Genomic DNA, 23666 nt, shown 5'->3' with positions numbered 1-23666 from the left:
TTTGGGTGCTGAACGCTGTGAATGTCAGAGGAAGCCGATGGACAGCCACGGAATGGCCGCCACGGCGATGGTGCCGACCAGCAGGGCCAGCATGTAGCCGGCGATGGGCCCGATTCCTTCGTCGGGCCGCACGCGGCCGATGGCGCATGCCGCGTAGTAACCCACGCCCAGGGGCGGCGCGAACAGGCCCAGTCCCATCGACAGCACGACGACCATGGCGTAGTGCACCTCGTGGATGCCCAGTTGCCGTGCGATCGGAAACAGCAGCGGTCCGAACAGCACGATGGCCGGTATGCCCTCGAGCACGGAGCCCAGCACCACGAAGGTGACGAGCGATACGGCCAGGAACATCGGCGCACCACCGGGCAGGCTGCCCATGACCTCGGCCAGCCAGCGCGAGAAGCCCGATTGCGTCAGGCCCCACGCCATGGCGGTGGCCGTACCGATAATCAGCAGGATCGCGCCCGACAGCGAGGCGGTGGCCACCAACATCGGGCCGAGCCGCCGCCAGTCGAACTGGCGGTACACCACGAGCCCGGCAACGACGGCGTAGACGATGCCGATGGTCGACACCTCGGTCGCCGTGGCCACGCCTTCGACGACCGCCGCGCGGATCACGAAAGGCAGTGCCAGCGCGGGCAGCGCCACCAGCGCCAGCTTCAACACCTGCCGCATCGCGGGCCGCGCGACCAGGCTCAGGTCTTCGTGCCGATTGCGAACGTACACCACCACGCACAGCATCAAGCCCAGGACGACGGCTGGCAGCAGCCCGCCCGTGAACAGCGCTGCGATCGATACGCCCGTGACCGAGCCGATGGTGATGAGCACGAGGCTGGGCGGCACCGTCTCGGTCTGCGCACCGGTGGCCGCGAGCAGTGCCACCAGTTCGCCCTCGGCGGCGCCGCGCTTCTTCATTTCCGGGAACAGCGCGGGCGCGATGGCGGCCATGTCCGCCGCCTTCGAGCCCGAGATGCCCGAGACGAGGTACATCGCGCCCACCAGCACGTAGGAAAGCCCTCCTCTCACATGCCCCAGCAGGCTCGCGAGGAAAGCGACCATCGCCTTCGCCATGCCCGTCATCTCGATGAGCAGGCCCAGGAACACGAACAGCGGCACCGCCAGCAGAATTAGGTGCGACATGCCTTCGTCCATGCGCCCGACGATCACGGGCAGCGCGGTGTCGGTGGTCAGCGCGAGGTAGCCGAAGGTGCCGAGGCCGAACGCGAACGCGATCGGAATGCCGCACAGCACGCAGGCCAGCACCACCCCGACGAAGAAAACCAGCAGGTTGAGCCGGCCCAGGTCTTCGAACACCGCGCGACCGAGCGTGAAGGCCGCGATGAGCGTGACGACGATCGCCAGGGCCTGGACCGATGTCTTCCAGTCGAAGTCGCGCAACAGCCGCAGCGCCGCGAACATGGCCATCAGCGCCACGCCCACCGGCAGCGCGGCGGCACGCCAAGCGTTGGAGACGTCCAGCGCAGGCGTGGTGATGAAGCGCTCTTCCGACGCGTATTCCCACGCAGGCCACGCCACCATCGCCAGGAAGGCAAGGGCTGCGTAGAGCGACACAGCCTCGGCAAAGCGGCGCCGCGGCGGCGTCAGCTTCGACACCACCGCGGTCATGCGCATGTGCTCGCCGCGCCGCAACGCCACCACCGCGCCCAGCATGGCGAGCCAGATGAAGAGCATCGACGCGAGTTCGTCCGACCAGATCAGCGGCTTGTGGAGCACGAAGCGCGCGACCACGCCCGCCAGCAGCACCGCCACGTCGGCCAGCACCAGCGCGCCGGCCGCGCCGTCCACCAGCACGCCGAGCAGCCGCTCGATGCGCGAGGTCAACGAGCTCGGGTTGGCCTCGTTGGCCGCATCGCCGTGGCCGTGCGCGCCGGCCGCGTCTTCCACGCTCGGGGGGCCTGCGCGATGCTCGGGCGGCCGCGCCGCCGGGCGCGGCGCGATCATGCGAGCTTGCCCGCGCTGCGCTCGAGCAGCGCCCATGCCTCGTCGCCGTACTTGGCCTTCCAATCGGCGTAGAAGCCGGCCTTGCGCAACTGGTCGCGGAAGGCGCCGGGGTCCGGCTGGTTGACCTGCATGCCCTTGGCCGCGAGCTCTTTCTGCAGGTTGCCGTTGAGCTCGGCAACGTCGGTGCGCTCCTTCAGGGCTGCAGCGTTGATGTGCTTCGTGACGATGGCCTGCAGGTCGGGCGGCAGCTTGTCCCATGCACGCTTGTTGGCCAGGAACCAGAAGCCGTCCCACATGTGGTTGCTCATCGAGCAGAACTTCTGCACTTCGTAGAGCTTGGCGGTCGAGATGATGGCGAGCGGGTTCTCCTGCCCGTCGACGATCTTGGTCTGCAGCGCGGAATACACCTCGGCGAAATTGATCGACGTGGGGGCGGCGTCCAGTGCCTTGAACATCGAGGTCCATAGCGGTGACACCGGCACGCGGATCTTGAAACCCTTCAAGTCGGCCGGCGCTGCAATGGCCTTGTTCGACGATGTGATCTGCCGGAAGCCGTTGTCCCAGATCTTCTCCATGGCCACGATGTTGGACTTGGCGATCTGCGTGCGGATATGGCTGCCCAGGTCCCCGTCCATGGCTTTCCATACGCTCGCATAGTCGGGGAATGCAAAGCCCACGCCGCTGATGGAGGCAGAGGGCACCAGCGTCGACAGGATGAGCCCCGACAGCGTGAAGAACTCGACGCCGCCCGCGCGCAACTGGCTCAGGACGTCGGTGTCGGAGCCCAGCTGGTTGTTCGGGAAGATCTGGATGTCGACCTGGCCGTTGGTCTCGGCACGGAGCGCGTCGGCCATCTCCTTGGCCCGGATGTTCATCGGGTGCGAGACGGGCAGGTTGTTGGCGTACTTGTAGTTGAAGACGTTCTTCTGTGCGACGGCTTGGCGCAGCGGCAGTGCGAGGCTGGAAGCAGCGGCGACGGTACGCAGCACGGTACGGCGGTTGATGTTCATTTGTTGTCTCGATGTTTTGGTTTGTCTTGAATTCGATCGTCCGGGGAGAAAGGGCAGGCTCAGTGGATGGCAGCCTCCACGATCTCTCCGCGCTCCGACAGGAGCCGGCGTATTTCGTTCTTGGTGACCTTGCCGTAGCCTGACTTGGGCAGCGACTCCCAGAAGAAGACGTGCCGCGGCCAGCGGTACCTGGCGCAGCGGCCGTCGAGGTGGCCGAGGATGTCTTCGGGCGTCACGCCTTCGCTGTCGCACACGAGCACGGCCACGCCCACTTCGCCCCACTTGGCATCGGGCAGGCCCAGCACGGCGGCTTCGCGCACGGCGGGATGCGTCAGCAGGATTTCCTCGACCTCGCGCGGGTAGACGTTGGAGCCGCCCGAGATGTACATGTCGGACTCGCGGCCCGTGATGTAGAGCAGGCCTTGCGCGTCCATGCGCCCCAGGTCGCCGGTGTGGAACCACCCACCGCGCAGCGCCTTGGCCGTGGCCTCCGGGTTGTTGAAATACCCCGCGAACACGGCCGGGCCGCGGCAGCAGATTTCTCCGACCGCGCCGGCCGGCAGCCTTTGCATCTGCTCGTCGAGGATCGCGACTTCCATGCCGGTGCGCGGCCGGCCGCATGAGCCGATGTGCGCGTTGGCATCGGCGTCATCGGCCGAGTGCATCGACGGCGGCAGCACCGTGATGCAACCCGTCACCTCGCCAAGGCCAAAGTACTGCACCAGCACCGGCCCCAGCTTTTGCAACGCCCGCTGCTGGTCGGTGCGGTACATCGGGGCGCCGGCGTAGATCACGTAGCGCAGCGAGCGGTGGTCGAATTCGTCGACCGACGGGTCTTCGACCAGCATCTTGACGATGGTCGGCACTGTGAAGACGTTGCTGACCTTGTGGCGCTCGACCAGCGACCAGAAGGTGCGCGGTTCCAGCCGGTCCGACAGCGGCAGCACCGTGGCCGCGCCGCGCGCGACGTTCAGCAACGCATGAATGCCCGCGCCGTGGGACAGCGGCGCCACCGCGATGGAGCAGTCGTTCTCGGTCGTGCCGGGAATCAGGTCGGCGAGATGGTTGGTGACGACGAAGGCGAGTTGGCCATGCGTCAAGACGGCCGCTTTCGGCTTGCCGGTCGTTCCCGAGGTGTAGAAGTACCACAGCGGCGTGTCGGCCTCGACATCGGCAACGGACTTTTCCGCGCCGGAATTGGCGGCGATCAGCGCCTCGTAGCCCTGCTCGCCCTGGCGCGGCGCACCGATGGTGACGACGTGCCTTAAATGCGCGCTGGCAACGCGCACTGCATCGACATGCGCGGCAAAGCCGTCTTCGGCCAGCATCACCGTCGCCTCGCTCGAACTGCCCAGGTACGCCACTTCGGGCGGCGTGAGCCGGAAGTTGACCGGCACCCATACCGCACCCATGCGAAACGCGGCCCAGCAGCTTTCGAAGAGCGCGAGGTTGTTGCGCGACTGCACGAGCAACTTGTGGCCGGGCTGCATGCCTAGCGCACGCAGCCCCTGTACGAGCGCATCGACGCGCGTGTCGATCTCGTGCCAGGTCCAGCTGCGGTCTTCGAGGATCAGGCCGGCGCGCTCGGGAAACAGCGCTGCCGTCTGCGACAGCAACACCGACATGTTGGCGGCCCGCGCGTGGCTCACGCCGCCTCCAGCACGCTGAGGTAATTGGCGACGGCGGCGCCGCCCATGTTGAACACGGCGCCCGGCTTGCCCGTGCCCACCTGCATGTCTCCGGCCGTGCCGGTCAGTTGCATCGCGGCCATCACATGCTGCGAAACGCCCGTTGCGCCGATGGGGTGGCCGCGCGACTTGAGGCCGCCCGAAGGGTTCACGGGCAGCCGGCCGTCCTTGCGCGTCACGCCGTCGAGGATCACGCGGGCACCCTGGCCGTGCGGCGCCAGGCCCATGGCCTCGTACTCCAGCAGCTCGGCGATGGTGAAGCAGTCGTGCGTCTCCACGAAGCCAAGGTCGTCGAGCGTGAGCTGCGCCGATTCCAGGCCGCGGCGCCACGCCAGCGCCGCACCTTCGAAGCGCGTCGGGTCGCGCCGCGACAGCGGCAGGTAGTCGTTGACCTGCGTGTGCGAGCGCCAGCGCACGGCCGGCACCGTGGCCGACCCGGCGGGCGTCGCCGAAATGACCAGCGCCGCCGCGCCGTCGGACACCAGCGAACAGTCCGAGCGCTTGAGCGGTCCTGCGACGAAGGGGTTCTTGTCCGACGGGTTGCGGCAGAAGTCGAAACCCAGGTCTCGCCGCATGTGCGCATAAGGGTTGTGCACACCGTTGGCATGGTTCTTGGCCGCGATAGACGCGAGCGCATCGCTCTGGTCGCCGAAGCGCTCGAAGTAGCCGCCCGCGATGTGGCCGAACACGCCCGCGAAGCCTGCGGGCGTCGTGCCCTCCTCCTTCACGTAGGAGCAGCGCAGCAGCGTCTGCGCGATGACCGGGCCCGGCACCGCATTCATGATCTCGAAGCCCACCACCAGCGCGTGGCGCACGCGGCCGCTCTTCACCGCGTCCAGCGCGGCCCAGATTGCGGCCGAACCCGTGGCGCAGGCGTTCTCCAGCCGCACGGCCGGCACGTGGCGCAGGCCGGGCACGGCCATCGCGACCAGCGACGCGCTGAAGTCCTGCGGCAGGAAGCCGCTGTTGAAATGGCCGACGAAGATGCCGTCGATGTCCGCGGCCTCGAGCCCGGCGGTCTGCAGCGCGGGCTCGACCGCGTCGCGAATCAGTTGCTCGCTGTCGGCCGCGTCGAGCTTGCCGAAGGCCGTGTGGCCCCAGCCGATGATGTAGCTGTTGTCGCTCATGTCGCTTGTTCCTCAGGCGTGGTCGGCTGCGGCTGCGGGCACGCCCCGGCGCAGCGTCGGCAGGCCGACGCCGGCGGCGTCGAAGCCGCCGTCCACCGCAATCACCTGGCCATTGATGAAGCTCGCCGCGTCGCTGCACAGGAAGCCCACCGCGTTGGCCATTTCCTCGACGCTGCCGTAGCGGGCCAGGGGAATGGCGTCGACGTAGTCAGAGCGAATTGCCACGCTGTGCACCAGCTTGGCCATTTCGGTCTCCACCGGCCCGGGCGCGATCACGTTCACACGCACGCCCGCGTTGCCTAGCTCGACCGCGTACTGCTTCGTCAGGTGGATCAGCGCCGCCTTGCTGGTGCCGTAGGCCACGCGCAGCGTGCTGGCGCGCAGGCCCGAGATCGACGCCACGTTCACCACCGCGCCCTTGCCGGCTTCGATCATCAACGGGCCGAAGGCCTGCGTGCAGAGGAAGGCACCGTCGAGGTTCGTGCCCATCACGGCCCGCCAGTCGGCGAAGGTGGTTTCCGCGATGCGCTTGAACACCGCCACGCCTGCGTTGTTGACCAGCGCATCGACGCGGCCGAAGCGACCGATGACGGCCTTGGCCGCAGCGGCTACCTGCGCCGCGTCGGAAACGTCGCAGTGCACGCCCAGCACGCGCCCGGGCAGGGCGAGTTCGGCGACGGCGTCGTCGAGCGTGGCGTGGTCGTTGTCGAGCAGCGCGACTTGGTAGCCGTGCGCCAGGAACCACTGTCCGATGGCCAGGCCGATGCCGCGCGCGCCTCCGGTGACGACGGCGACGCGGGGGGAAGAGGGAGTGTCTGTCATGGTTGTCTTGGGGTTTTCGAAATCAGGAATCGTCGGAAGGAAGCCACTCTTCGAGCGTGATCTCGAAGGTGACGCAAACAGCGTTGGCGCCGGCCACGAACGGACCGCCATAGACCTGTCCGTTCGTGTCGGCGACCACGCCCGTCAGGGCCGCGCGCAGCGTGCCGTCGGTCTGCAGGCGCACCTCGCCGGCCAGGCTCACGATTTCCACGGCGGGGCCGCGGATTACCTGGCATGCGCCGTCGGGCCGCTCCAGGCAGGCATCGATCAGGCTGCCGAGCGCGCCGCGCACGAAGGCATGGCGCATGCCCTGCGCCACGCAGAGCTTTTCGACGCTCTGCACCAGGTCTTCGTTGGGGCCGATGCGGGCGTAGGCCACGCGGCCCATGCGGCCGCGCTCGATCAGGCGCACCTCAGACATGGGCCACCGCCCGTGCTTCGGGGCGCATCAGCGGCATGCGCGTTTCCTCGTCGTAGGACACGCGCAGCTCGAAGCTGTCGAGCGTGGTCACCACCACGGTAACGGGGATGCGACCGACCACCGTGCGGTCGGTCAGGATGTGCCCGCCGCGCACGCGCCCGTCGATTTCGCAGAACGCGCCGTGGCAATGCACGACGGGGATGCCGCCGGCCGAGCGGCCCAGCGTGGCGTTGCCGAAGATCAGCCGCGCGCCGCGCAGCGCCTCGGGCGCGCCGTAGGTGGCGAGCACGCGGCCGCTGGGGTCGGGCAGCGCCATGCAGAAGCTCAGGTGCTCGAATTCGCCGTCGATGAGCGTCATCGACGCGCTGGCCACGTCCTCGGTGGCCAGCACCTGCACGAGGCTGTCGTACAGCGTGCGCCCCGGCGGCAGCGAAAGGCGCAAGTGCCGGCCCTTGTCGGCGTGCATATGTGCGATCCGCACAGGCCCGTAAGGGCCAGGGTGAACCACGGTCCGTGCTCGTGGCAGGGCCGTCGTTTTTTCGATCATTTCTTTGTCTCCATGGTGCGCGGCAGGGGTATCGCCGGCGCCTTCGAGCAAAGTCTAGGATTGGAAATCCATAGCAACAAATCTACAATTCAGATAGATCAATACAGGATTCAGATCAATGGAGTTGCGCCACCTCCGCTGCCTCGTCGCGGTCGCCGAAGAGCTTCACTTCGGCCGTGCCGCGCAACGCCTGCACCTGTCGCAACCGCCCGTGAGCTTGGCGATCAAGGAACTGGAAGACGAACTGGGCGTGGCGCTTTTCGAGCGCACATCGCGCCGCATCGCCATCACGCGCGCGGGGGAAGACGCGTTGCACGACGCGCGCGCCGTACTTGCGGGCCTGGAAACCATGCGTCGCCGCGCGCACGACGGCGCGGCGGGCGTCATGGGCTCCATCGCGGTCGGCTTCATCAGCCTGCCCGCCTATTCGTTCCTGCCGCCGACGCTGCGGCGCTTCAACGAGGCGCACCCCCGGGCTAGCGTGGCGCTGCGCGAAGGCATCACCGAACAGATAGTGGCCGACGTCGAGGCAGGCCATCTCGATGTGGGCATGGTGCTGCAGCCGTCCGACATGCCGGCCACGCTCGGCTCGCGGCTGGTGCAGAAGGACACGTTGATCCTCGCCCTGCCCGAGGCGCATCCGCTCGCGGGCACGGGACCCGTGGCGCTGGAGAAGTTCTCGAACGAACGCTTTCTAGGCTTCGAGCGCCACATCGGTCCGCAGATGTTCGATGCCATCGTCGCGACCTGCATGCGGCGCGGCTTCAGCCCGCTGATGTTTCCGGCGCGGCAGATGAACACCATCGTGAGCCTGGTGTCGGGGGGCGTCGGCATTGCGCTGGTGCCGGCTTGCGTGAAGGCGCTGCACCGCGAAGGCGTTGTCTATCGATCGTTGAAGGGTGAGAAGACCTACGTCGATACGCTGGTGGTCTGGCGAAAATCGGATGAATCGCCGTTGGTCAAGGCGCTGCTGGCACTGTTGCCGGATGAGGGAAAGGCCGGGAGCAGGGGAGCGCCTCCCGAAGACAAGACACGCAAGGTCAACCAGCCACACCAAACCCGGTATCGAAAGTTCCTTTGACATCCAACGGCTGCTTGATGAGCCCCACCTGCCGATAGAAGTCCGCCGTGCCTTGCTGATCGGCAATGACCTGCGCATCGATGGCCACCCACTTCTGCTGCCGGCGCTCGAACTGCAGCTTCGCCGCCTCGGGCGGAATGCCGATGATGCGCGCCAGCGCGGCCGAGTAGGCATCGACGTTGCGGTACGACCATATCTGCGCCTTCACCACGCGCTGCAGAAAGTCTTGCAGCACCGGCCGCTTGGCCGCGATGGCGCTGTCAGTCGCCGCAAGGTAGCTCAGCCCCGGCAGCAGCCCGCGCCCGCTGACCAGCACGCGCGCATGGTGGCTGACCTCGGCCAGCGCGGTGTAGGGCTCCCAGGTGGCCCAGGCATCGACCGAGCCCTGCGTGAGCGCGAGCTTGGCGTCGGCCGGTGCCAGGAAGCGGATGTTGACGTCCTCGGGCTTGAGGCCGGCCGAGGTGATGGCCTTCAGCGTGACGTAGTGGCCGATGGAGCCGCGGTTGGTTGCGATGCTCTTGCCCTTGAGCTCGGCGGCTGTCTTCAGCGGCGAATCGGGCCGCACCAGCACTGCGGTGCCGTACGAGTCGGAGCGGTTCGCGCCGATGGCCTTCACGCGCGTGCCGGCGGCCAGCGCGAAGATCAGCGGGGCGTCGCCGATGGGGCCCGAATCGACCGCGGCGGCGTTCAGTGCCTCGGCCAGCGGCGCGGCGGCCGGAAATTCGGACCACTGGATGTCGTAGCCCAGCCCTTCGAGGCCGCCTGCCGCTTCGAGCAGCGCGCGCAACCCGCCCTTCTGGTCGCCGGCCTTGAGCACCGGGCGGCCCTGTGCGAAAACAGCGCCGGGCAAAGACACGGCGGCAGCGGCCGAGGCGCCCTGAACGAGAAACCGGCGGCGTGAACTGTGAGTCATGGAATTGCTGTGCTTCATGCCAGGGGATCGAAAGACACGTGCTCCGCAAAGCGCGCCGGGTCCGTGCTCTTCTTGAGCACGCCCACGCCGCGGAAGTCGCGTGCGTAGAACTCCACCTCGTCGCGCAGCTTGCGGCCCAGCGGGTGGTGGTTGTGCGTGAGCGTGCCGAGCAACGCGCGCAGGTCTTCCACCGGCACGTTCGGCGAGTACTTGGCGAAAAGCCTGGCCGACTCGTTCGGGTTCTCGGCCACGTAGTCGGAGGCCTGGGCAATGGCGCGCACCAGCGAGGCGACGCTCGCCTTGTCCTTGCGCACCAGCTCGCCGCGCGCCCCGACGATGCAGCAGACCTTGTCCTTGTATTCGCCCGTGAGGTTGCTCGCCACCTCGACGTAGGCGCCCTTGTTGCGCTTCTCGATCAGGTAGATGTTGGGGTCGCCGTCGGCAATGGCCTGGATCTCGCCCTTCTTCACCGCGATGTCGAGCAGGTCGGCCGGGTACTGGCGCCAGGTGACGTCCTTGTCCGCATCGATGCCGTTCTTGGTCAACAGAATGGAAAAGAAATTCTTGCCCGGGCTGGTGATGTCCGACACGCCGATCGACTTGCCCTTCAGGCTGGCGATGTCTGTCACGCCCGCGCTCTTCGCGCCCACGAGCCGCACGCAGCCGCCGTGCGAGCTGCCGACGATCTTCACGTCGAAGCCCGACTCCAGCGGCTTGAGCCAGCGGTGGATCATGCCCACGGCCGCGTCGGCCTTGGCGGTGGCGAGCGACTCCAGCAGCTGGTCGGTGGAGCCGGTGTAGTTGATGAGGTCGACCTGCAGGCCGTTGCGCTCGAAGTAGCCGCGCTCCTGCGCCACCACCACGGGCGACAGGCAGAAGGCGGCGGCGTTCCACGCGAACGTGAGCTTGCGCGCCTGCTGCGAGAAGGCCTGCGAGGCGATCAGCCCGCCCGAGGCGACCACGGCGGCGGCACCGCCTGCGCGCAGCACGCTGCGGCGGGAAAGGGTTGCGTTCATCTTCACAGCAGCAACTCCGGTTCGGCCTCGACCAGGCCTTCGTACAGGCTGTCGAAGGAATGGATGGCGCCTTCGGGCCCGCCGATCTGCGCGTGCGTATGGCGCGCGGTGTCTTCGTCGATGGGCTGCGGCTTGCCGGCGGCTTCGGCCAGCAACTGCGTGTGGCAGGCGTTGTCCAGCGCGATGTACCACCAGGCGGCGGCCTCCACCGTGGGGCCGGCCGTCAGGATGCCGTGGTTCTTGAGGATGGCGCCCTTCTTGTCGCCGAGCGCCTGCGCGATGCGGTCGCCCTCGCTGGTGTCGACCACCATGCCGGTGAAGTCGTCGAACAGCGCCACGTCGTCGTGGAACACGCAGCTGTCCTGCGTGAGGGTGTCGAGCTTGCGGCCCAGCGTGGACCAGGCCTTGCCATAGGTCGAGTGCGTGTGGGCTGCGGCAATGATCTTCGGGTTGTGCTCGTGAATGGCCGCGTGGATGGCGAAGGCCGCCTTGTTGAGCGGGCGCTCGCCGATGACGGTCTCGCCCTTCGAATTGACGAGCAGCAGGTCGGAGACCTTGATGCGCGAGAAATGAATGCCCAGCGGGTTGACCCAGAAGTGGTCTGTCAGCTCGGGGTCGCGCGCGGTGATGTGGCCGGCCAGGCCCTGGGCGAAGCCGAAGCGCGCGAACAGGCGAAAGGCGCCCGCCAGGCGCTCCTGCCGGTGGCGGCGCTCGGCCTGCACGGTGGGGCGCGGGGGGACGGGGTCGAACCAGTACTTCTGCTGCGGGTTCGGGTTGAGTTTCAGCGACGCGTGGCGGTCGATGGAAAGAACAGCGCTCATGGGGTTTCCTAGGTACTCGGTTTTGGCACCTTCCCCCTCTGGGGGAAGGTGGGGATGGGGGCACGGCGGCATCAAACGCAGTGACGGTGATCGAGGCCGCTTGCCCCCACCCCTGCCCTCCCCCAGAGGGGGAGGGAGAAAGAAAGTCGTCAGGCCGCTTTGCGAATGGACGCAGCGCGCTGCGCCACCAATTCGCGCGTGCGCGGAATCAGCTCGCGCCCATAGTCCAGCGCGTCCTCCAGCGGATCGAAGCCGCGGATCAGGAAGGTCGTCACGCCCAGGTCGTAGTAGTCGAGCAGCGCATCGGCCACCTGCTCGGGCGTGCCGACCAGCGCGGTGCTGTTCGAACGCCCGCCGATTTCCTGCGCCACCGCCGTCCACAGCCGCTTGTCCACCCGCGGGCCCTTGTCGGCCGCGGCCAGCAGGCGCTTGGCGCCTTCGCTCTGCTGCGGTCCGCCGCGGTTGTAGCCCTGCACCACGCGCAGGCGCTTGGTCTCCGCCAGGATGTTTTCGGCGCGCGCCCATGCGGCCTCCTCCGTCTGCGCCACGATGGGGCGGAACGACACCGAGAAGCGCACGCTGCGGCCATGCTTCGCAGCCTCGGCCCGCACGCGCGTGGTCAGCTCGCGCGCCTGGTCGAGCGACTCGCCCCACAGCGCGTACACGTCGGCGTACTTGCCCGCCACCGGAATCGCGGCTTCCGACGCACCGCCGAAATACACCGGCACATGCGGCTTGCCGTTGCGCGTCTGCAGCGGCTTCACCTCGGAGAACGCATTCTCGAAGCGGTAGTGCGCGCCTTCGTGGTCGAACGGCTTCTCGGCCGTCCACACCTTGTGCAACACCTCGAGGTATTCGTCGGTGCGGGCATAGCGCTGGTCGTGGTCGAGCCAGTCGCCGTCCCGGCGCTGCTCTTCGTCGGAACCGCCCGAGATGTAGTGCACGCCCAGCCGCCCGCCGCTGAACTGGTCGAGCGAGGCGAACTGACGCGCCGCGAGCGTGGGCGCCACGAAGCCGGGGCGGTGCGCCAGCATGAAGTGGATGCGCTCGGTCACCGAGGCGGCATAGGCCACCGTGAGCGTGGCGTCGGGGCTGGTCGAATGGTGGGGCACCAGCACGCGGTCGAAGCCCGCCTGCTCGTGGGCCTGCGCGAAGGCGCGCACATAGTCGCGGTCGAGCGACGGGCCCTTGGCCGCGTGAATCTCCGAGACCTTCTGGCCCTGGATCATGCCGATGAATTCGACGCCGTCTTGTTGTGGCTGGCTCATGGTGTTTTCCTTTTCGAGTGGAAGGCGGGATCAGGCGGCGGGCAGACGCAGCATGCTCTCGAAGCTGCGGTCCCACAGGGGTTTGACATCGGCGGGCCCGTCGAGCACGCCGATCTTCAGGAAGGTGTCGGCCACGTCCTGGTGGCTGCGCACCGCCGCGTCGCTGACGGGGCCCAGGCTGTAGTCGCCGCTGCGGCCGTTGAACAGCTCGACGATGTCGCCGATGGGCACACGGGTTTCGGCCGACTGCGCGCGCGCATAGGCCAGGAAGTTGCCGTTGATCCATGCGAAGGCGCGCTGCAGGCGCTGCAGCAGGTCGCCCAGTGCGGCGCGGCGCAATGCGTCGTCGAGCGCGCGCGGGTTGGCGTAGATGGGGAAGTTGCCCGACAGGTAGCCCACGCCGGTCTTGATGGTGCGCGCGCCGTACTGCGTGCGTGCCAGCTGGCCGTTGTAGCCGTAGATGGCCCAGGCATCGAGGTCGCCGCGCGCAAAGGCCGAGAGGCCGTCCGACGGCGTGAGGCTCACGGCCTGGATGTCGCTGAACGACAGGCCCGCCTCGGCCAGCTGCTTGGCCAGGTAGTAATGCGAGGTGGTGGCGCGCACGTAGCCCACGCGCTTGCCCTTGAAGTCGGCGATGGTGCGGATGGGTGCGTCCTTGCGCGCGAGCGTGGCCTGGTTGTTCAGGTCTTCGTGCGTCACGGCCACCAGCCTCACGCTGGATTTCTGCCGCGCAGCGAACACCGGCGGAATCTCGCTGCCCGAGCCCAGGTCGAGCGCGTCGCCGTTGATGGCCTCGATGTGCAGCACGCCGTTGTTGAGTTCGCGCCAGTCGATCTTGTAGGGCGTGTTCGCCTGCCCCGAGGCCGTGAGCAGCGGCCGCCACAGGCCCTTGTAGGTGCCCACGCGCAGCGTGACGCCGGACAGGTCACGCGCCGGGGCCGCGGCTTGCGCCCAACCGGCGGAGCCGGCAGCGGCGAGTGCGGCCGCCGCTTGCAGCAGGCGGCGGCGGTTCAAGGAGGCATCTGGATTCATGGAGCGAACCGTACCGAGCCAGGGGCCGGAAGCGAACTCAGAAAAACGAGTTTGCATATGCGGGATGCGTCGTTTTCCGGCGCCGGGGGGGCCGGTACCGTGCGGGAACCATGAGTGCACTCCCCTTGCGCCGCGCGCCGGCCACGACCGAAGCCTCCTCCTCCGCCACAGTGGACGACACCGTGCTGGCCCGCCTCGCGGCCCAGTTCACCGCCACCGCGGCCGACCACGACCGCAGCGGCGCCTTTCCCCGCGAGAACTTCGCGGCGCTGCAGGCGCACGGGCTCATCGGCCTGGTGGCGCCCGCCGAGCACGGCGGCGGCGGCGCCACGCTGGCCACGGCGCGGCGCGTGATCGCGGCGGTGGCACGCGGCGAGCCCGCCACGGCGCTGATCCTCACGATGACCTACCTGCAGCACCACGCACTGACGCGCCCCGACAGCCGCTGGCCGCCGCACCTGCGCGAACGCGTGACGCGCGACGCCGTGGAACGCGGTGCGCTGATCAACGCGCTGCGCGTGGAGCCCGCTCTGGGCTCGCCCGCGCGCGGCGGCCTGCCGGCCACCGTGGCACGCCGCGACGGCGAGGGCTGGAAGATCGATGGCCACAAGCTCTACACCACCGGCATCGAGGGCCTGAGCTGGCTGTCGGTATGGGCCCGCACGGATGAAGCCGTGCCGCGCACTGGCGTGTTCCTGGTGCCGCGCGACGCCCCCGGCGTGCGCGTGATCGCCAGCTGGGACCACCTGGGCCTGCGCGCCTCGGGCAGCCACGAGGTGGTGTTCGAGAACGTCGCCATCGGCCTCGACCATGCGGTCGACCTGCGCGCGCCGGCCGACTGGGCGCCCGACGCGGGCAGCCAGACCGACATCGACGCCCACGCCACGCAGCAGGCATGGATGACCGTGCTGCTCTGCAGCCTCTACGACGCCGTGGCCACGTCCGCGCGCGACTGGCTGGTGGGCTTCCTGAACCAGCGCGCGCCCGGCAGCCTGGGCGCGCCGCTGGCGAGCCTGCCGCGCGTGCAGGAGCATGTGGGCGAGATCGAGGCGCTGCTGCGGACCAACCGCGTGCTGATCGACGATGCGACCGCTGCAGTCGACAGCGGCCGAGCGCAAGCGGCCGCCGACAGCGGGCTGCTCAAGTACACCGTCACCGGCAATGCGGTGCGCGTGGTCGAACTGGCACTGCAGCTCAGCGGCAACCACGGCCTGACGCGGAGCAACCCGCTGGAGCGGCACTACCGCGACGTGCTGTGCAGCCGCATCCACACGCCGCAGAACGACGCGATCCTGGTGGCGGCGGGCAAGCGCGCGCTGCTGTCTTCGGGAGCTGCCGCATGACCGATCTGCTGTTCTCCCGAGCCTCTAGACGCACCTGGCTGAAACAGGGGGCGGCGCTCTCGCTGGCCGCCACCGCCTCGCTGCGCGCCTTCGCGCAGCCGCAGACCACGCTGGTGCTCGGTGACCAGGCCGGCGGCCTGCGCTCTCTGTTCGAGGCCTCCAGGACGCTGGAAGGCGCGCCTTTCGCCTACCGCTGGGCCAACTTCCAGGGCGCGGCGCCCTTATTCGAGGCGCAACGCAGCGCGGCCGTGGACACCGCCGTGGCGGGCGACCTACCCGTGCTGGCCGCGGCCGTGGGCAAGACCCCGCTGAAGATCGTCGCCACGCGCGTCGGCAAGGCCGATTCGCTGGGCATCGTGGTGCAGCCCGATTCGCCGCTGCGCAGCGTGGCCGACCTGCGCGGCAAGACGGTGATCGTCTCGTCGGCGCGCGGCAGCATCTCGCAGTACCAGCTGTACGGCGCGCTGGAAGAAGCCGGCGTGAAGCGCGACGAGGTCACGGTGAAGTTCGTGCTTCCGACCGATGCAGCGGCCGCCTTCACGTCGAAGCAGATCGACGCGTGGGCCGTGTTCGACCCGTATTACACGATCGCGCTGCAGCAGGGCGGGCGCATCCTGCGCGACGGGCGCGGCATCAACACCGCGCTGGGCTTCATCACTGCCAGCGAGCCTTCGCTGGCCGACCCGGACAAGCGCGCGGCCATCGTGCAGTTTCTCGACCGGCTGGGCCGCGCGGGCGACTGGGCGCTGGCCAACCCCGAGGCCTATGCGCAGGCCTACAGCCAGCTCACGCGGCTGCCGATAGCGTCGGCGCGCATCATCACTGCGCGGGCTTCCGTGGCGGGCCGGCCGGTGAGCGAGGCGGACATCGTCGCGCTGCAGGCGGTGGCCGATCGCTCGGCGCGCGACGGCATCCTGCCGGTGCGGGTGGACGTGCGCGCGATCACCGACACCAGCGTGTGGAAGCGCGCGGCGTGAGCGGGCCGTTGTCGGTCGCGCCGCTGCGCGAATTCGTGGGCGCGTTCGGGCGGCTGCTCGACAGCGCACCGGACGAGCCCCGCATCCTGGCCGAAGGCGGCGCGCTGCTGCGCACGCTGGTGGCACGCGACAACTGGCTGCCCGAAGCCTTCGCGCAACCCGACCCCGCGCGCTACCAGCAGTTCCTGCTGCACGCGGACAGCACCGAGCGCTTCTCGGTCGTGAGCTTCGTCTGGGGCCCCGGCCAGGCCACGCCGGTGCACGACCACACGGTGTGGGGGCTGATCGGCATGCTGCGCGGTGCGGAATACAGCCAGGGTTTCGCCCTCGACGGCAACGGGCATGCGCAGCCGCACGGCAAGGCGGTGCGGCTCGACGCGGGCGATGTGGAGGCCGTGTCGCCCACCGTCGGCGACCTGCACCGCGTGCACAACGCGCATGCCGACCGCGTGTCGATCAGCATCCACGTGTACGGCGCGAACATCGGCGCCGTGCGGCGGCATACTTACCCGACGCAGGGGGGTCGCAAGCCCTTCGTCTCCGGCTACTCCAACGCGCTGCTGCCCAACCTGTGGGACCGCAGCGCCGAACTCAGGGCTTCTACATCCGCATGACGACCGCCACCTTTCCCGTTCTTTCGTTCGCCGAGGTTCGCGCCCGCCTCATCGCACGCGAAGAAACCGCCCTGCTCGACGTGCGCGAGGAAGACCCGTTCGCGCAGGAGCACCCGCTGTGGGCCGCGAACCTGCCGCTGTCGCGCATCGAGATCGAGGCCTGGCGGCGCATTCCGCGGCGCGACACGCTGATCGTTCTCTATGGCGAGCACGGCGGTGTCGATCTCGCACCGCTGGCGGCGAAGACGCTCGCCGCGCTGGGCTACACCCATGTGCACCTGCTCGAGGACGGCCTCGAAGGCTGGCGCGACGCGGGCGGCGAGCTGTTCCGCGACGTGAACGTGCCGAGCAAGTCCTTCGGTGAACTGGTGGAGCACGAGCGGCACACGCCTTCGCTCTCCGCGCCCGAGGTGAAGGCCCTGGTCGACGCCAAGGCCGACGTGGTGGTGCTCGATGCGCGCCGCTTCGACGAATACCAGACGATGAGCATTCCCTCGGCCACCAGCGTGCCCGGCGCGGAGCTGGTGCTGCGGGTGCGCGAGCTGGCGCCCGACCCGAAGACGCAGGTGATCGTCAACTGCGCGGGCCGCACGCGCAGCATCATCGGCACGCAGTCGCTGGTGAACGCGGGCATTCCGAACCCGGTGGCCGCGCTGCGCAACGGCACGATCGGCTGGAAGCTGGCGGGGCAGGCGCTGGACCACGGGGCCGATCGGCAAGCCCCGGCGGCAGTGTCCGACGCGCACCGTGCGCAGGCGCAGGCCGATGCGCGCCGCGTGGCAAACCTGGCCGGCGTGCGGCGCATCGCGCTCGATGCGCTGCAGACGCTCGAAGCCCCCGGACGCACCGTATACCGCTTCGACGTGCGCACGCCCGAGGAATACGCGGCGGGCCACCTGCCCGGCTTTGCCAGCGCGCCCGGCGGGCAGCTGGTGCAGGAGACCGACCACCAGGTGCCGGTGCGCGGCGCGCGCATCGTGCTGGCGGACGACGACGGCGTGCGCGCGTCGATGAGCGCGTCGTGGCTCGCGCAGATGGGGTGGGAGGTGTATGTGCCGGACGCCGTGCCGACGGTGGCCGATTTCACCGAGACGGCGGCGCCTGCTGCGGAGCATCCGCCGGTCGCCCCGGTGTTCGCGGACATCACGCCCGTGGAGCTTGCCGCGCTGCTGAATCAACCCGGCACGGCAGTGATCGACGTGACCACCAGCGCCAACTACGTGAAGCGGCACATTCCGGGCGCCTGGTATGCGATTCGCGCGCAACTGGCGGGCGCGATCGACGCGGTCATCCCACCCTCACGGCGCTATGTGCTGACCTGCGGCAGCAGCCTGCTCGCGCGCTACGCCGCCGCGGACCTGCGGGCCTTGCTCGATGCGCGCGGCAAGGCCGATGCGCAGGTGCTGGTGCTCACCGGCGGCAACACGGCATGGTTTGCCGCAGGCCTCGAAGCGCAGACCGGTGAGACGCGCCTCGGCACGCCGCGCACCGATCGCTACCGTCGCCCCTACGAAGGCACGGATGCGCCCGCTGAAGCGATGCAGGCTTACCTGGACTGGGAATACGGCCTGGTCGCGCAACTCGGGCGCGACGGCACGCATCACTTCAACGTCGTCTGACAGGCAGGCAACAGGAGCGAAAGCGGCTTGAAAGGATGACAACAGGACGGTGACACTGTTGCGCCCGGGTAAAGGGGGACGGGGCCGTCATCCGGCGAAGCGGCGGGGCGTTGGTTGTGCATACCGACAACAACTCCCAGGACCTTCGCCATGAAATTCCCTGTTCTTGCCTTGTCTGCCGCCACGCTGGCAGTCGCCCTGACCGGTTGCGTGGTTGCACCGGCTCAACCCGTCTACGCAGCGCCGCCCGGTGTGGCTTACGTTGCGCCAACCTATGTGTCACCGGGCGTCGGGTTCGTGTGGGCCTACCACCCGCGCTATGGCTGGGGCTGGCATCACCCGCAATACGGCTGGCACCGCGGGTGGAGGTGATCGACTGAACCGCGGCGCATCAAACGCCGCAGTTCAATCGGGTCAGCTCGGCTCGGCGCTCTTGAACAGCGCCGCCACCTTGCGCTTGCTCTTGATGTTGCTCGACACACCTCGTGCGGGGCCGGTCTTTGCGGAGGCTTCCCACGCCGGGGTCGCGTCAGGCGCACCGGGCTCGTAAGGCTTGTCGAAGAACGGATCGCGCGATGCGGACGGCGCGCGGTGCGGGCGTCCGCCGCCGCGTCGGGCGTCACCGCCGCCGCTCAGGGCGGGGCTGCGTTCGCGCGGCTGGTCGAGCACGTCGCGTGCGTCGCCGGCTTCGCCTTCTTCGCGCCAGTGGCGGCGTCCGTCGTTGATGCGGCCGCGCGGGCGGTCTTCCTCGAACTCGACGGGTTCGAGCTCGATCTTCTTCTTGATCAGCTTCTCGATGTCGGCCACCAGGCGCGCGTCGTTGCCGCCGCTGGCAAAGCTCACGGCCAGGCCCGAGGCGCCGGCACGGCCCGTGCGGCCGATGCGGTGCACGTAGTCTTCGGCGTTGAACGGAATGTCGAAGTTGAAGACGGCCGGCACATCCTTGATGTCGAGGCCGCGGGCCGCAACGTCGGTGCACACCAGCAGGTCGACTTCACCGGCCTTGAACGAGGCGAGCGCCTTCAGGCGTTCGTCCTGGCTCTTGTCGCCGTGCAGCGCGGTGGTGCGGTGGCCGTCGCGTTCGAGCGAACGCGCCAGGCGCGCACAACCGAGCTTGCTGTTGACGAACACGAAGGCCTGCGTGATGCCGCGTTGCTTCACGATCTGCGTGAGCGCGCGGCGCTTGTCGTCGTCGCTCACGCTGAAGAAACGCTGCTCGACGGTGGAGGCCGTTTCGTTCGGCCGCGCCACTTCGATCGTCACGGGGTTCTGCAGGTAGCTGCCGGCCAGGCGCTTGATTTCGGGCGAGAAGGTGGCCGAGAACAGCAGCGTGGTGCGCTGCTTGGGCAGGAAGCTCAGGATGCGCTGCAGGTCGGGCAGGAAGCCGATGTCCAGCATGCGGTCGGCCTCGTCGAGCACCACGTACTCGACCTGGTTGAGCACCGCGTTCTTGGCTTCGATGTGATCGAGCAGCCGGCCCGGCGTGGCGACCAGCACTTCGACGCCCTTCTTGAGTTCCAGCGTCTGCGGTTTCATGTCGATGCCGCCGAACACGACCGCGCTGCGCAGGTTGGTGTACTTGGCGTACAGCTTGACCTGCTGCGCAACCTGGTCGGCCAGTTCACGCGTGGGCAACAGCACCAGGGCCCGGACCGGATGCCGCGCGGGCGAGGTCGAGGCGTTTTCGTGCTTGAGCATGCGCTGGAGCAACGGGAGCGAGAACGCGGCCGTCTTGCCGGTGCCGGTCTGGGCGGCGCCCATCACATCCTGGCCCGAAAGCACGACCGGAATGGCCTGCTCCTGGATGGGTGTCATGGTCTCGTAGCCCATTTCGGCCACGGCGCGCGCCAGCGGTTCCGCCAGCATTAGATTGGAGAAGGAGCTTGTCATTAAGCCTTCTATTGTCGCATTGCCGCAAAAAACGGCAGTGACGGCGCCATGACAACGCCCGCGTCAGCGGAATTGCTATTTATTTGATAGCGACGAAATCAGCATTTACGCGCGTCTCAAGCGCATTCAACTCAAAGGCTGCGTGCATTGAAGGTGTCGCAGGCCTTGATGTCGCCGCCCTGGTAGCCCGCGCCGAACCACCGTTGGCGCTGCGCGCTGCTGCCGTGGGTGAAGCTGTCGGGCACCACCGCGCGACCCGCGGAACGCTGCAATGCGTCGTCGCCGATCTTCTGCGCGGCGTTCATCGCGGCCTCGATGTCGCCCGGGTCCAGCCACTTCTTCGATTCCTGCGAATGGTGAGCCCACACGCCGGCGAAACAGTCGGCCTGCAGCTCCACGCGCACGCTCATCGCGTTGTTCTGCGTCTGGCTCAGGCGGCTACGCATGCCGTCGACCTTGGCGGTGATACCCAGTTCGTCCTGCACGTGATGGCCGACCTCGTGCGCAATGACGTAGGCCTGCGCGAACTCGCCCGGCGCGCCGAGCTGGTTCTTCAGCGTGTCGTAGAAAGCCAGGTCGATGTAGACCTTCTGGTCGCCCGGGCAGTAGAACGGTCCCATCGCCGATTGCCCTGTGCCGCAGGCAGTGGGCGTGGCGTTGCGGAACAGCACGAGGCGCGGCGCATGGTACGTGCCGCCGTTGTTCTTGAAGATGTCCGTCCACACCACTTCGGTGTTCTTGAGCACCGTCGAGACGAAAGCCGCCTCGCGATCGCCGGAGGGTGGCTTGGGCGCCGGACCCTGCTGTTGTTGCTGCACCTGGGCGGGGCCACCGCCGCCGCTCAGCAGGCTCAGCACCGTGAGCGGGTTGATGCCGAAGACCCAGCCCGCGATCAGCGCGACCGCGATGGTGCCGATGCCGATGCTGCGACCGCCGAAGAAGCTGCCGCCACCGCCACCGCCACCGCCACCGCCGCCGCCGCCGCCGCCGCCCTCGCCGCGACGGTCCTCGACGTTGTCCGATTGATCATTGCCTTCCCATCTCATCGCGCGCTCCTTGCCGGCTTATTGCAGGAGTATTTGCCGGCGTTCGCAGGATGGTACTTGGCGCCGCGCCTCGCGGGGTAACCGGGCGTCAGCGCCCGGCCCGGGGTTGCGTCAGGTTTTCGGCAATGTGACGCCGCGCTGGCCCTGGTACTTGCCGCCGCGGTCCTTGTAGCTGGTCTCGCAGACCTCGTCGCTCTCGAAGAACAGCACCTGCGCGCAGCCTTCGCCCGCGTAGATCTTGGCGGGCAGCGGCGTGGTGTTGCTGAACTCCAGCGTCACGTAGCCTTCCCATTCGGGCTCGAAGGGCGTCACGTTGACGATGATGCCGCAGCGCGCATACGTGCTCTTGCCCAGGCAGATGGTCAGCACGTTGCGCGGAATGCGGAAGTACTCCACGGTGCGCGCCAGCGCGAAGCTGTTGGGCGGGATGATGCAGTAGTCGCCGTGCATGTCGACGAAGCTCTTCTCGTCGAAGTTCTTCGGGTCGACCACCGTGCTGTGGATGTTGGTGAACACCTTGAATTCAGGCGCGCACCGGATGTCGTAGCCGTAGCTCGAGGTGCCGTAGCTGATGATCTTGTGGCCGGCGGCCTCGCGGACCTGGCCGGGCTCGAAGGGCTCGATCATGCCGGTCTGCTCGGCCATGCGCCGGATCCATTTGTCGCTCTTGATGCTCATATGCGGTCGCTGCTGATACGGGGGAAGAATGGCGCGAATTGTGGCATGCGCCACCGCCGCACCGCCACCTCTCCCCCAGCCCGCCCGGGCTACGCCGCCTGCGAAATCACCGTGCGCTCTACCAGCCGGTCGTCGCCCAGCACGATCATGGCGAAGAGCATTTCCTCCAGCGTGTTCGCCAGCTTTGTCTTGCGCGCCAGCAGCGGCGTGGCGCCCGGGTTCAGCACCAGGAAGTCGGCCTCGCAGCCCGGCTGCAGGTTGCCGACCACGCCGTCGAGCCCCAGCGCACGCGCCGCGCCGCCGGTGTGGCGCCACCAGAGTTCGGAGGGCGCGATGCTCAGGCCGGCCTTGGTCTGCCCTTCGCGGCCCACGTAGTAGGCGGCCATCATGGTGTGGAACGGGCTGAAGCTGGTGCCGCCGCCCACGTCGCTGGCCAGCCCGTAGGGGTAGCCCACGCGGTCGGCCGCGCCGAAGTCGAAGAAGCCGCTGCCCAGGAACAGGTTGCTGGTCGGGCTGACGGCCGCCGCCGTCCCGGTGTCGCGCAGCAGGGCGCGGTCGGTGTCGTCCAGGTAGATGCAATGGGCGTACACCGCGCGCTCGCGCATCAGGCCGAAGCCGGCGTACACGTCCAGGTAGGAGCGCGACTGCGGGTACAGCTCGCGCACCCACGCCACCTCGTCGCGGTTTTCCGCCACGTGCGACTGGATCCAGGTGTCGGCGTACTTGGCGGCCAGCTCGCCCGCGCCGCGCATCTGCGCGTCGGTGCTCGCGGGCGCGAAGCGCGGCGTGATGGCGTAGCCCAGCCGGTCGACGTTGTGCCACTTGCGGATCAGCGCCTCGGTGTCGAGCAGGCTCTGCTCGGTCTGGTCGCGCACGCCGTCGGGCGAGTTGCGGTCCTGCAGCACCTTGCCAGTGATCATGCGCAGGCCGCGGCGCTGCGCCCCCTCGAAGAAGGCGTCGACCGAAGCCACGTGCGACGTTGCAAAGGTCAGAGAGGTCGTGACGCCGTTGCGCAGCAGCTCGTCGAAGAAGACATCGGCCACTTCGTTCGAATGCGCGGGGTCGGCGAACCTGGCTTCAGCGGGAAAGGTGTAGTTCTCGAGCCAGGGCAGCAGCCCCGGCGAGGGCGAGCCGATGATGTCGGTCTGCGGAAAGTGGATGTGCATGTCCACGAAACCCGGCGCGAGGATGCGCCCGGGCAGGTGGGTCGTTTCGGCGTCCGTGTGGCGCGGCGCGACGGCGGCGTGGCTGCCGGCATCGAGCACCCGCTGGCGGCCAGTGCTGTCGGGGGCGACCACCAGCAGGCCGTCTTCATCGAAAACGGGCTGGCCGGCGGCGTCGAATCGCAGGAGGGAGGCGCGGTAGGCTTTTTTCATCGTGGATGCGGAGGGTAATGCAGCCCCGGCGCATCGCAATTTCCATGCGCATATGAGTGCTATACGAACGCACTCACTGCCCCGGGCTCTTCGCTACACGCCCTTCAGCGCCTCGAAACCGGCCGCCGCGGCCTTGAAATCGACATCGACGATCTGGTACTCCGCGACGTCGGCCTTCACGTACGAGTCCTCCGCGAGGATCTGCAGCAGCGCCGGCTTGTCGATGTTCTTCGCGCCGATCACACCGCCAAGCCCGCTCTTCTTCGGCCCTGCAAAGAGGAAGTTCCCCTCCTCCAGATGGTGCGCGACCCACTCGCCGTGCGACTTGATATGCGGCTCGACCTGCGCGGGCGCCTTGATGTAGCTGACGATCAACAAAAGCATGGTGCGATCTCCTTTGAAAAAAGTTGAGGCT

Annotated in this window: 23 protein-coding genes; 6 read left to right on the top strand and 17 right to left on the bottom strand. The window is 68.3% G+C overall.

Annotated features, from left to right (window positions below; genetic code table 11):
* Window positions 1-24: 24 nt before the first annotated feature.
* The 7 genes from ACSFBM_RS18315 to ACSFBM_RS18285 are packed head-to-tail and all read right to left on the bottom strand — an operon-like array spanning window position 25 to window position 7496.
* Entirely contained in the window at window positions 25-1962 is a 1938-nt protein-coding gene (locus ACSFBM_RS18315) for a TRAP transporter large permease (RefSeq protein WP_435485603.1), read from the bottom strand.
* Entirely contained in the window at window positions 1959-2972 is a 1014-nt protein-coding gene (locus ACSFBM_RS18310) for a TRAP transporter substrate-binding protein (RefSeq protein ID WP_435485602.1), read from the bottom strand. The genes ACSFBM_RS18315 and ACSFBM_RS18310 overlap by 4 nt, the downstream gene beginning before the upstream one ends.
* A gap of 59 nt (window positions 2973-3031) precedes the next feature.
* Window positions 3032-4597, bottom strand: coding sequence for an acyl-CoA synthetase (locus ACSFBM_RS18305; protein ID WP_435485745.1), 1566 nt, complete (start codon window positions 4595-4597; stop codon window positions 3032-3034).
* A 20-nt stretch (window positions 4598-4617) separates the two neighbouring features.
* A complete protein-coding gene (locus tag ACSFBM_RS18300) occupies window positions 4618-5787 on the bottom strand; it encodes an acetyl-CoA acetyltransferase (RefSeq protein ID WP_435485601.1) in 1170 nt (389 codons plus the stop codon).
* 12 nt (window positions 5788-5799) lie between these two features.
* On the bottom strand, window positions 5800-6609 hold the full coding sequence (locus tag ACSFBM_RS18295) for an SDR family NAD(P)-dependent oxidoreductase (RefSeq protein ID WP_435485600.1): 810 nt from the start codon (window positions 6607-6609) through the stop codon (window positions 5800-5802).
* Between the two features lie 22 nt (window positions 6610-6631).
* Window positions 6632-7030, bottom strand: a complete 399-nt coding sequence (locus ACSFBM_RS18290; protein WP_435485599.1) for a PPC domain-containing DNA-binding protein — start codon at window positions 7028-7030, stop codon at window positions 6632-6634.
* On the bottom strand, window positions 7023-7496 hold the full coding sequence (locus tag ACSFBM_RS18285) for a PCC domain-containing protein (RefSeq protein WP_435485598.1): 474 nt from the start codon (window positions 7494-7496) through the stop codon (window positions 7023-7025). The genes ACSFBM_RS18290 and ACSFBM_RS18285 overlap by 8 nt, the downstream gene beginning before the upstream one ends.
* Before the next feature lie 199 nt (window positions 7497-7695).
* Here ACSFBM_RS18285 and ACSFBM_RS18280 point away from each other — a divergent pair, with 199 nt between their 5' ends.
* Window positions 7696-8658 (top strand): LysR family transcriptional regulator, encoded by a 963-nt coding sequence (locus ACSFBM_RS18280; protein WP_435485597.1) that lies wholly within the window; start codon window positions 7696-7698, stop codon window positions 8656-8658.
* On the opposite strand, the gene ACSFBM_RS18275 is transcribed toward ACSFBM_RS18280, so the two are convergent.
* From ACSFBM_RS18275 to ACSFBM_RS18255, 5 genes are all read right to left on the bottom strand, one after another.
* On the bottom strand, window positions 8618-9571 hold the full coding sequence (locus ACSFBM_RS18275) for an ABC transporter substrate-binding protein (protein ID WP_435485596.1): 954 nt from the start codon (window positions 9569-9571) through the stop codon (window positions 8618-8620). The two genes, ACSFBM_RS18280 and ACSFBM_RS18275, sit on opposite strands and share 41 nt — an antisense overlap.
* A 14-nt stretch (window positions 9572-9585) precedes the next feature.
* Complete coding sequence (locus tag ACSFBM_RS18270; protein WP_435485595.1) at window positions 9586-10587, bottom strand: ABC transporter substrate-binding protein; 1002 nt, start codon at window positions 10585-10587, stop codon at window positions 9586-9588.
* 2 nt (window positions 10588-10589) lie between these two features.
* The gene (locus tag ACSFBM_RS18265) at window positions 10590-11408 is read right to left on the bottom strand and encodes a class II aldolase/adducin family protein (protein ID WP_435485594.1); all 819 of its coding nucleotides are present in this window, start codon (window positions 11406-11408) and stop codon (window positions 10590-10592) included.
* 149 nt (window positions 11409-11557) lie between these two features.
* Window positions 11558-12676, bottom strand: a complete 1119-nt coding sequence (locus ACSFBM_RS18260; protein WP_435485593.1) for an LLM class flavin-dependent oxidoreductase — start codon at window positions 12674-12676, stop codon at window positions 11558-11560.
* A 30-nt stretch (window positions 12677-12706) separates the two neighbouring features.
* The gene (locus ACSFBM_RS18255) at window positions 12707-13708 is read right to left on the bottom strand and encodes an ABC transporter substrate-binding protein (RefSeq protein ID WP_435485592.1); all 1002 of its coding nucleotides are present in this window, start codon (window positions 13706-13708) and stop codon (window positions 12707-12709) included.
* Window positions 13709-13818: 110 nt separating this feature from the next.
* Here ACSFBM_RS18255 and ACSFBM_RS18250 point away from each other — a divergent pair, with 110 nt between their 5' ends.
* From ACSFBM_RS18250 to ACSFBM_RS18230, 5 genes are all read left to right on the top strand, one after another.
* Window positions 13819-15051, top strand: a complete 1233-nt coding sequence (locus ACSFBM_RS18250) for an acyl-CoA dehydrogenase family protein (RefSeq protein ID WP_435485591.1) — start codon at window positions 13819-13821, stop codon at window positions 15049-15051.
* Window positions 15048-16028 carry an ABC transporter substrate-binding protein gene (locus tag ACSFBM_RS18245; protein WP_435485590.1) on the top strand — a complete coding sequence of 327 codons (981 nt, stop codon included), beginning with the start codon at window positions 15048-15050 and terminating at the stop codon, window positions 16026-16028. Before ACSFBM_RS18250 ends, ACSFBM_RS18245 begins: the two co-directional genes overlap by 4 nt.
* Window positions 16025-16642: a cysteine dioxygenase family protein gene (locus ACSFBM_RS18240; protein ID WP_435485589.1), complete on the top strand. Its 618-nt coding sequence runs from the start codon at window positions 16025-16027 to the stop codon at window positions 16640-16642. The genes ACSFBM_RS18245 and ACSFBM_RS18240 overlap by 4 nt, the downstream gene beginning before the upstream one ends.
* On the top strand, window positions 16639-18261 hold the full coding sequence (locus ACSFBM_RS18235; RefSeq protein ID WP_435485588.1) for a rhodanese-related sulfurtransferase: 1623 nt from the start codon (window positions 16639-16641) through the stop codon (window positions 18259-18261). Before ACSFBM_RS18240 ends, ACSFBM_RS18235 begins: the two co-directional genes overlap by 4 nt.
* A gap of 150 nt (window positions 18262-18411) precedes the next feature.
* Entirely contained in the window at window positions 18412-18633 is a 222-nt protein-coding gene (locus ACSFBM_RS18230) for a hypothetical protein (RefSeq protein ID WP_435485587.1), read from the top strand.
* Window positions 18634-18675: 42 nt separating this feature from the next.
* Here the strand turns inward: ACSFBM_RS18230 and ACSFBM_RS18225 are convergent, their stop codons facing one another.
* The 5 genes from ACSFBM_RS18225 to ACSFBM_RS18205 form a co-directional block, all read right to left on the bottom strand.
* A complete protein-coding gene (locus tag ACSFBM_RS18225; RefSeq protein WP_435485586.1) occupies window positions 18676-20151 on the bottom strand; it encodes a DEAD/DEAH box helicase in 1476 nt (491 codons plus the stop codon).
* Between the two features lie 131 nt (window positions 20152-20282).
* Window positions 20283-21197 (bottom strand): KPN_02809 family neutral zinc metallopeptidase, encoded by a 915-nt coding sequence (gene ypfJ, locus ACSFBM_RS18220; protein WP_435485585.1) that lies wholly within the window; start codon window positions 21195-21197, stop codon window positions 20283-20285.
* A 111-nt stretch (window positions 21198-21308) separates the two neighbouring features.
* Complete coding sequence (dcd, locus tag ACSFBM_RS18215; protein WP_018905384.1) at window positions 21309-21875, bottom strand: dCTP deaminase; 567 nt, start codon at window positions 21873-21875, stop codon at window positions 21309-21311.
* 89 nt (window positions 21876-21964) lie between these two features.
* Window positions 21965-23251 (bottom strand): guanine deaminase, encoded by a 1287-nt coding sequence (gene guaD, locus ACSFBM_RS18210; RefSeq protein WP_435485584.1) that lies wholly within the window; start codon window positions 23249-23251, stop codon window positions 21965-21967.
* A 93-nt stretch (window positions 23252-23344) separates the two neighbouring features.
* Window positions 23345-23635 carry a YciI family protein gene (locus ACSFBM_RS18205; protein WP_435485583.1) on the bottom strand — a complete coding sequence of 97 codons (291 nt, stop codon included), beginning with the start codon at window positions 23633-23635 and terminating at the stop codon, window positions 23345-23347.
* Window positions 23636-23666: the final 31 nt, after the last annotated feature.

Origin of the sequence: Variovorax pasteuri (assembly GCF_051216435.1) — a bacterium.
Taxonomy (GTDB): Bacteria; Pseudomonadota; Gammaproteobacteria; order Burkholderiales; family Burkholderiaceae_C; genus Variovorax.
The sequence above is the reverse complement of the archived record's forward strand: the minus strand, read 5'-3'. Positions and strand labels throughout refer to the sequence as shown.

Coding starts and splice junctions, on each gene's coding strand:
- ACSFBM_RS18275 (WP_435485596.1), bottom strand. CDS start 9,571: ATGACTCACAGTTCACGCCGCCGGTTTCTCGTTCAGGGCGCCTCGGCC.
- ACSFBM_RS18295 (WP_435485600.1), bottom strand. CDS start 6,609: ATGACAGACACTCCCTCTTCCCCCCGCGTCGCCGTCGTCACCGGAGGC.
- ACSFBM_RS18260 (WP_435485593.1), bottom strand. CDS start 12,676: ATGAGCCAGCCACAACAAGACGGCGTCGAATTCATCGGCATGATCCAG.
- ACSFBM_RS18235 (WP_435485588.1), top strand. CDS start 16,639: ATGACGACCGCCACCTTTCCCGTTCTTTCGTTCGCCGAGGTTCGCGCC.
- ACSFBM_RS18315 (WP_435485603.1), bottom strand. CDS start 1,962: ATGATCGCGCCGCGCCCGGCGGCGCGGCCGCCCGAGCATCGCGCAGGC.
- ACSFBM_RS18310 (WP_435485602.1), bottom strand. CDS start 2,972: ATGAACATCAACCGCCGTACCGTGCTGCGTACCGTCGCCGCTGCTTCC.
- ypfJ (WP_435485585.1), bottom strand. CDS start 21,197: ATGAGATGGGAAGGCAATGATCAATCGGACAACGTCGAGGACCGTCGC.
- ACSFBM_RS18300 (WP_435485601.1), bottom strand. CDS start 5,787: ATGAGCGACAACAGCTACATCATCGGCTGGGGCCACACGGCCTTCGGC.
- ACSFBM_RS18270 (WP_435485595.1), bottom strand. CDS start 10,587: ATGAACGCAACCCTTTCCCGCCGCAGCGTGCTGCGCGCAGGCGGTGCC.
- ACSFBM_RS18230 (WP_435485587.1), top strand. CDS start 18,412: ATGAAATTCCCTGTTCTTGCCTTGTCTGCCGCCACGCTGGCAGTCGCC.
- ACSFBM_RS18225 (WP_435485586.1), bottom strand. CDS start 20,151: ATGACAAGCTCCTTCTCCAATCTAATGCTGGCGGAACCGCTGGCGCGC.
- dcd (WP_018905384.1), bottom strand. CDS start 21,875: ATGAGCATCAAGAGCGACAAATGGATCCGGCGCATGGCCGAGCAGACC.
- ACSFBM_RS18305 (WP_435485745.1), bottom strand. CDS start 4,597: ATGTCGGTGTTGCTGTCGCAGACGGCAGCGCTGTTTCCCGAGCGCGCC.
- ACSFBM_RS18290 (WP_435485599.1), bottom strand. CDS start 7,030: ATGTCTGAGGTGCGCCTGATCGAGCGCGGCCGCATGGGCCGCGTGGCC.
- ACSFBM_RS18255 (WP_435485592.1), bottom strand. CDS start 13,708: ATGAATCCAGATGCCTCCTTGAACCGCCGCCGCCTGCTGCAAGCGGCG.
- ACSFBM_RS18205 (WP_435485583.1), bottom strand. CDS start 23,635: ATGCTTTTGTTGATCGTCAGCTACATCAAGGCGCCCGCGCAGGTCGAG.
- ACSFBM_RS18250 (WP_435485591.1), top strand. CDS start 13,819: ATGAGTGCACTCCCCTTGCGCCGCGCGCCGGCCACGACCGAAGCCTCC.
- guaD (WP_435485584.1), bottom strand. CDS start 23,251: ATGAAAAAAGCCTACCGCGCCTCCCTCCTGCGATTCGACGCCGCCGGC.
- ACSFBM_RS18265 (WP_435485594.1), bottom strand. CDS start 11,408: ATGAGCGCTGTTCTTTCCATCGACCGCCACGCGTCGCTGAAACTCAAC.
- ACSFBM_RS18245 (WP_435485590.1), top strand. CDS start 15,048: ATGACCGATCTGCTGTTCTCCCGAGCCTCTAGACGCACCTGGCTGAAA.
- ACSFBM_RS18285 (WP_435485598.1), bottom strand. CDS start 7,496: ATGCACGCCGACAAGGGCCGGCACTTGCGCCTTTCGCTGCCGCCGGGG.
- ACSFBM_RS18280 (WP_435485597.1), top strand. CDS start 7,696: ATGGAGTTGCGCCACCTCCGCTGCCTCGTCGCGGTCGCCGAAGAGCTT.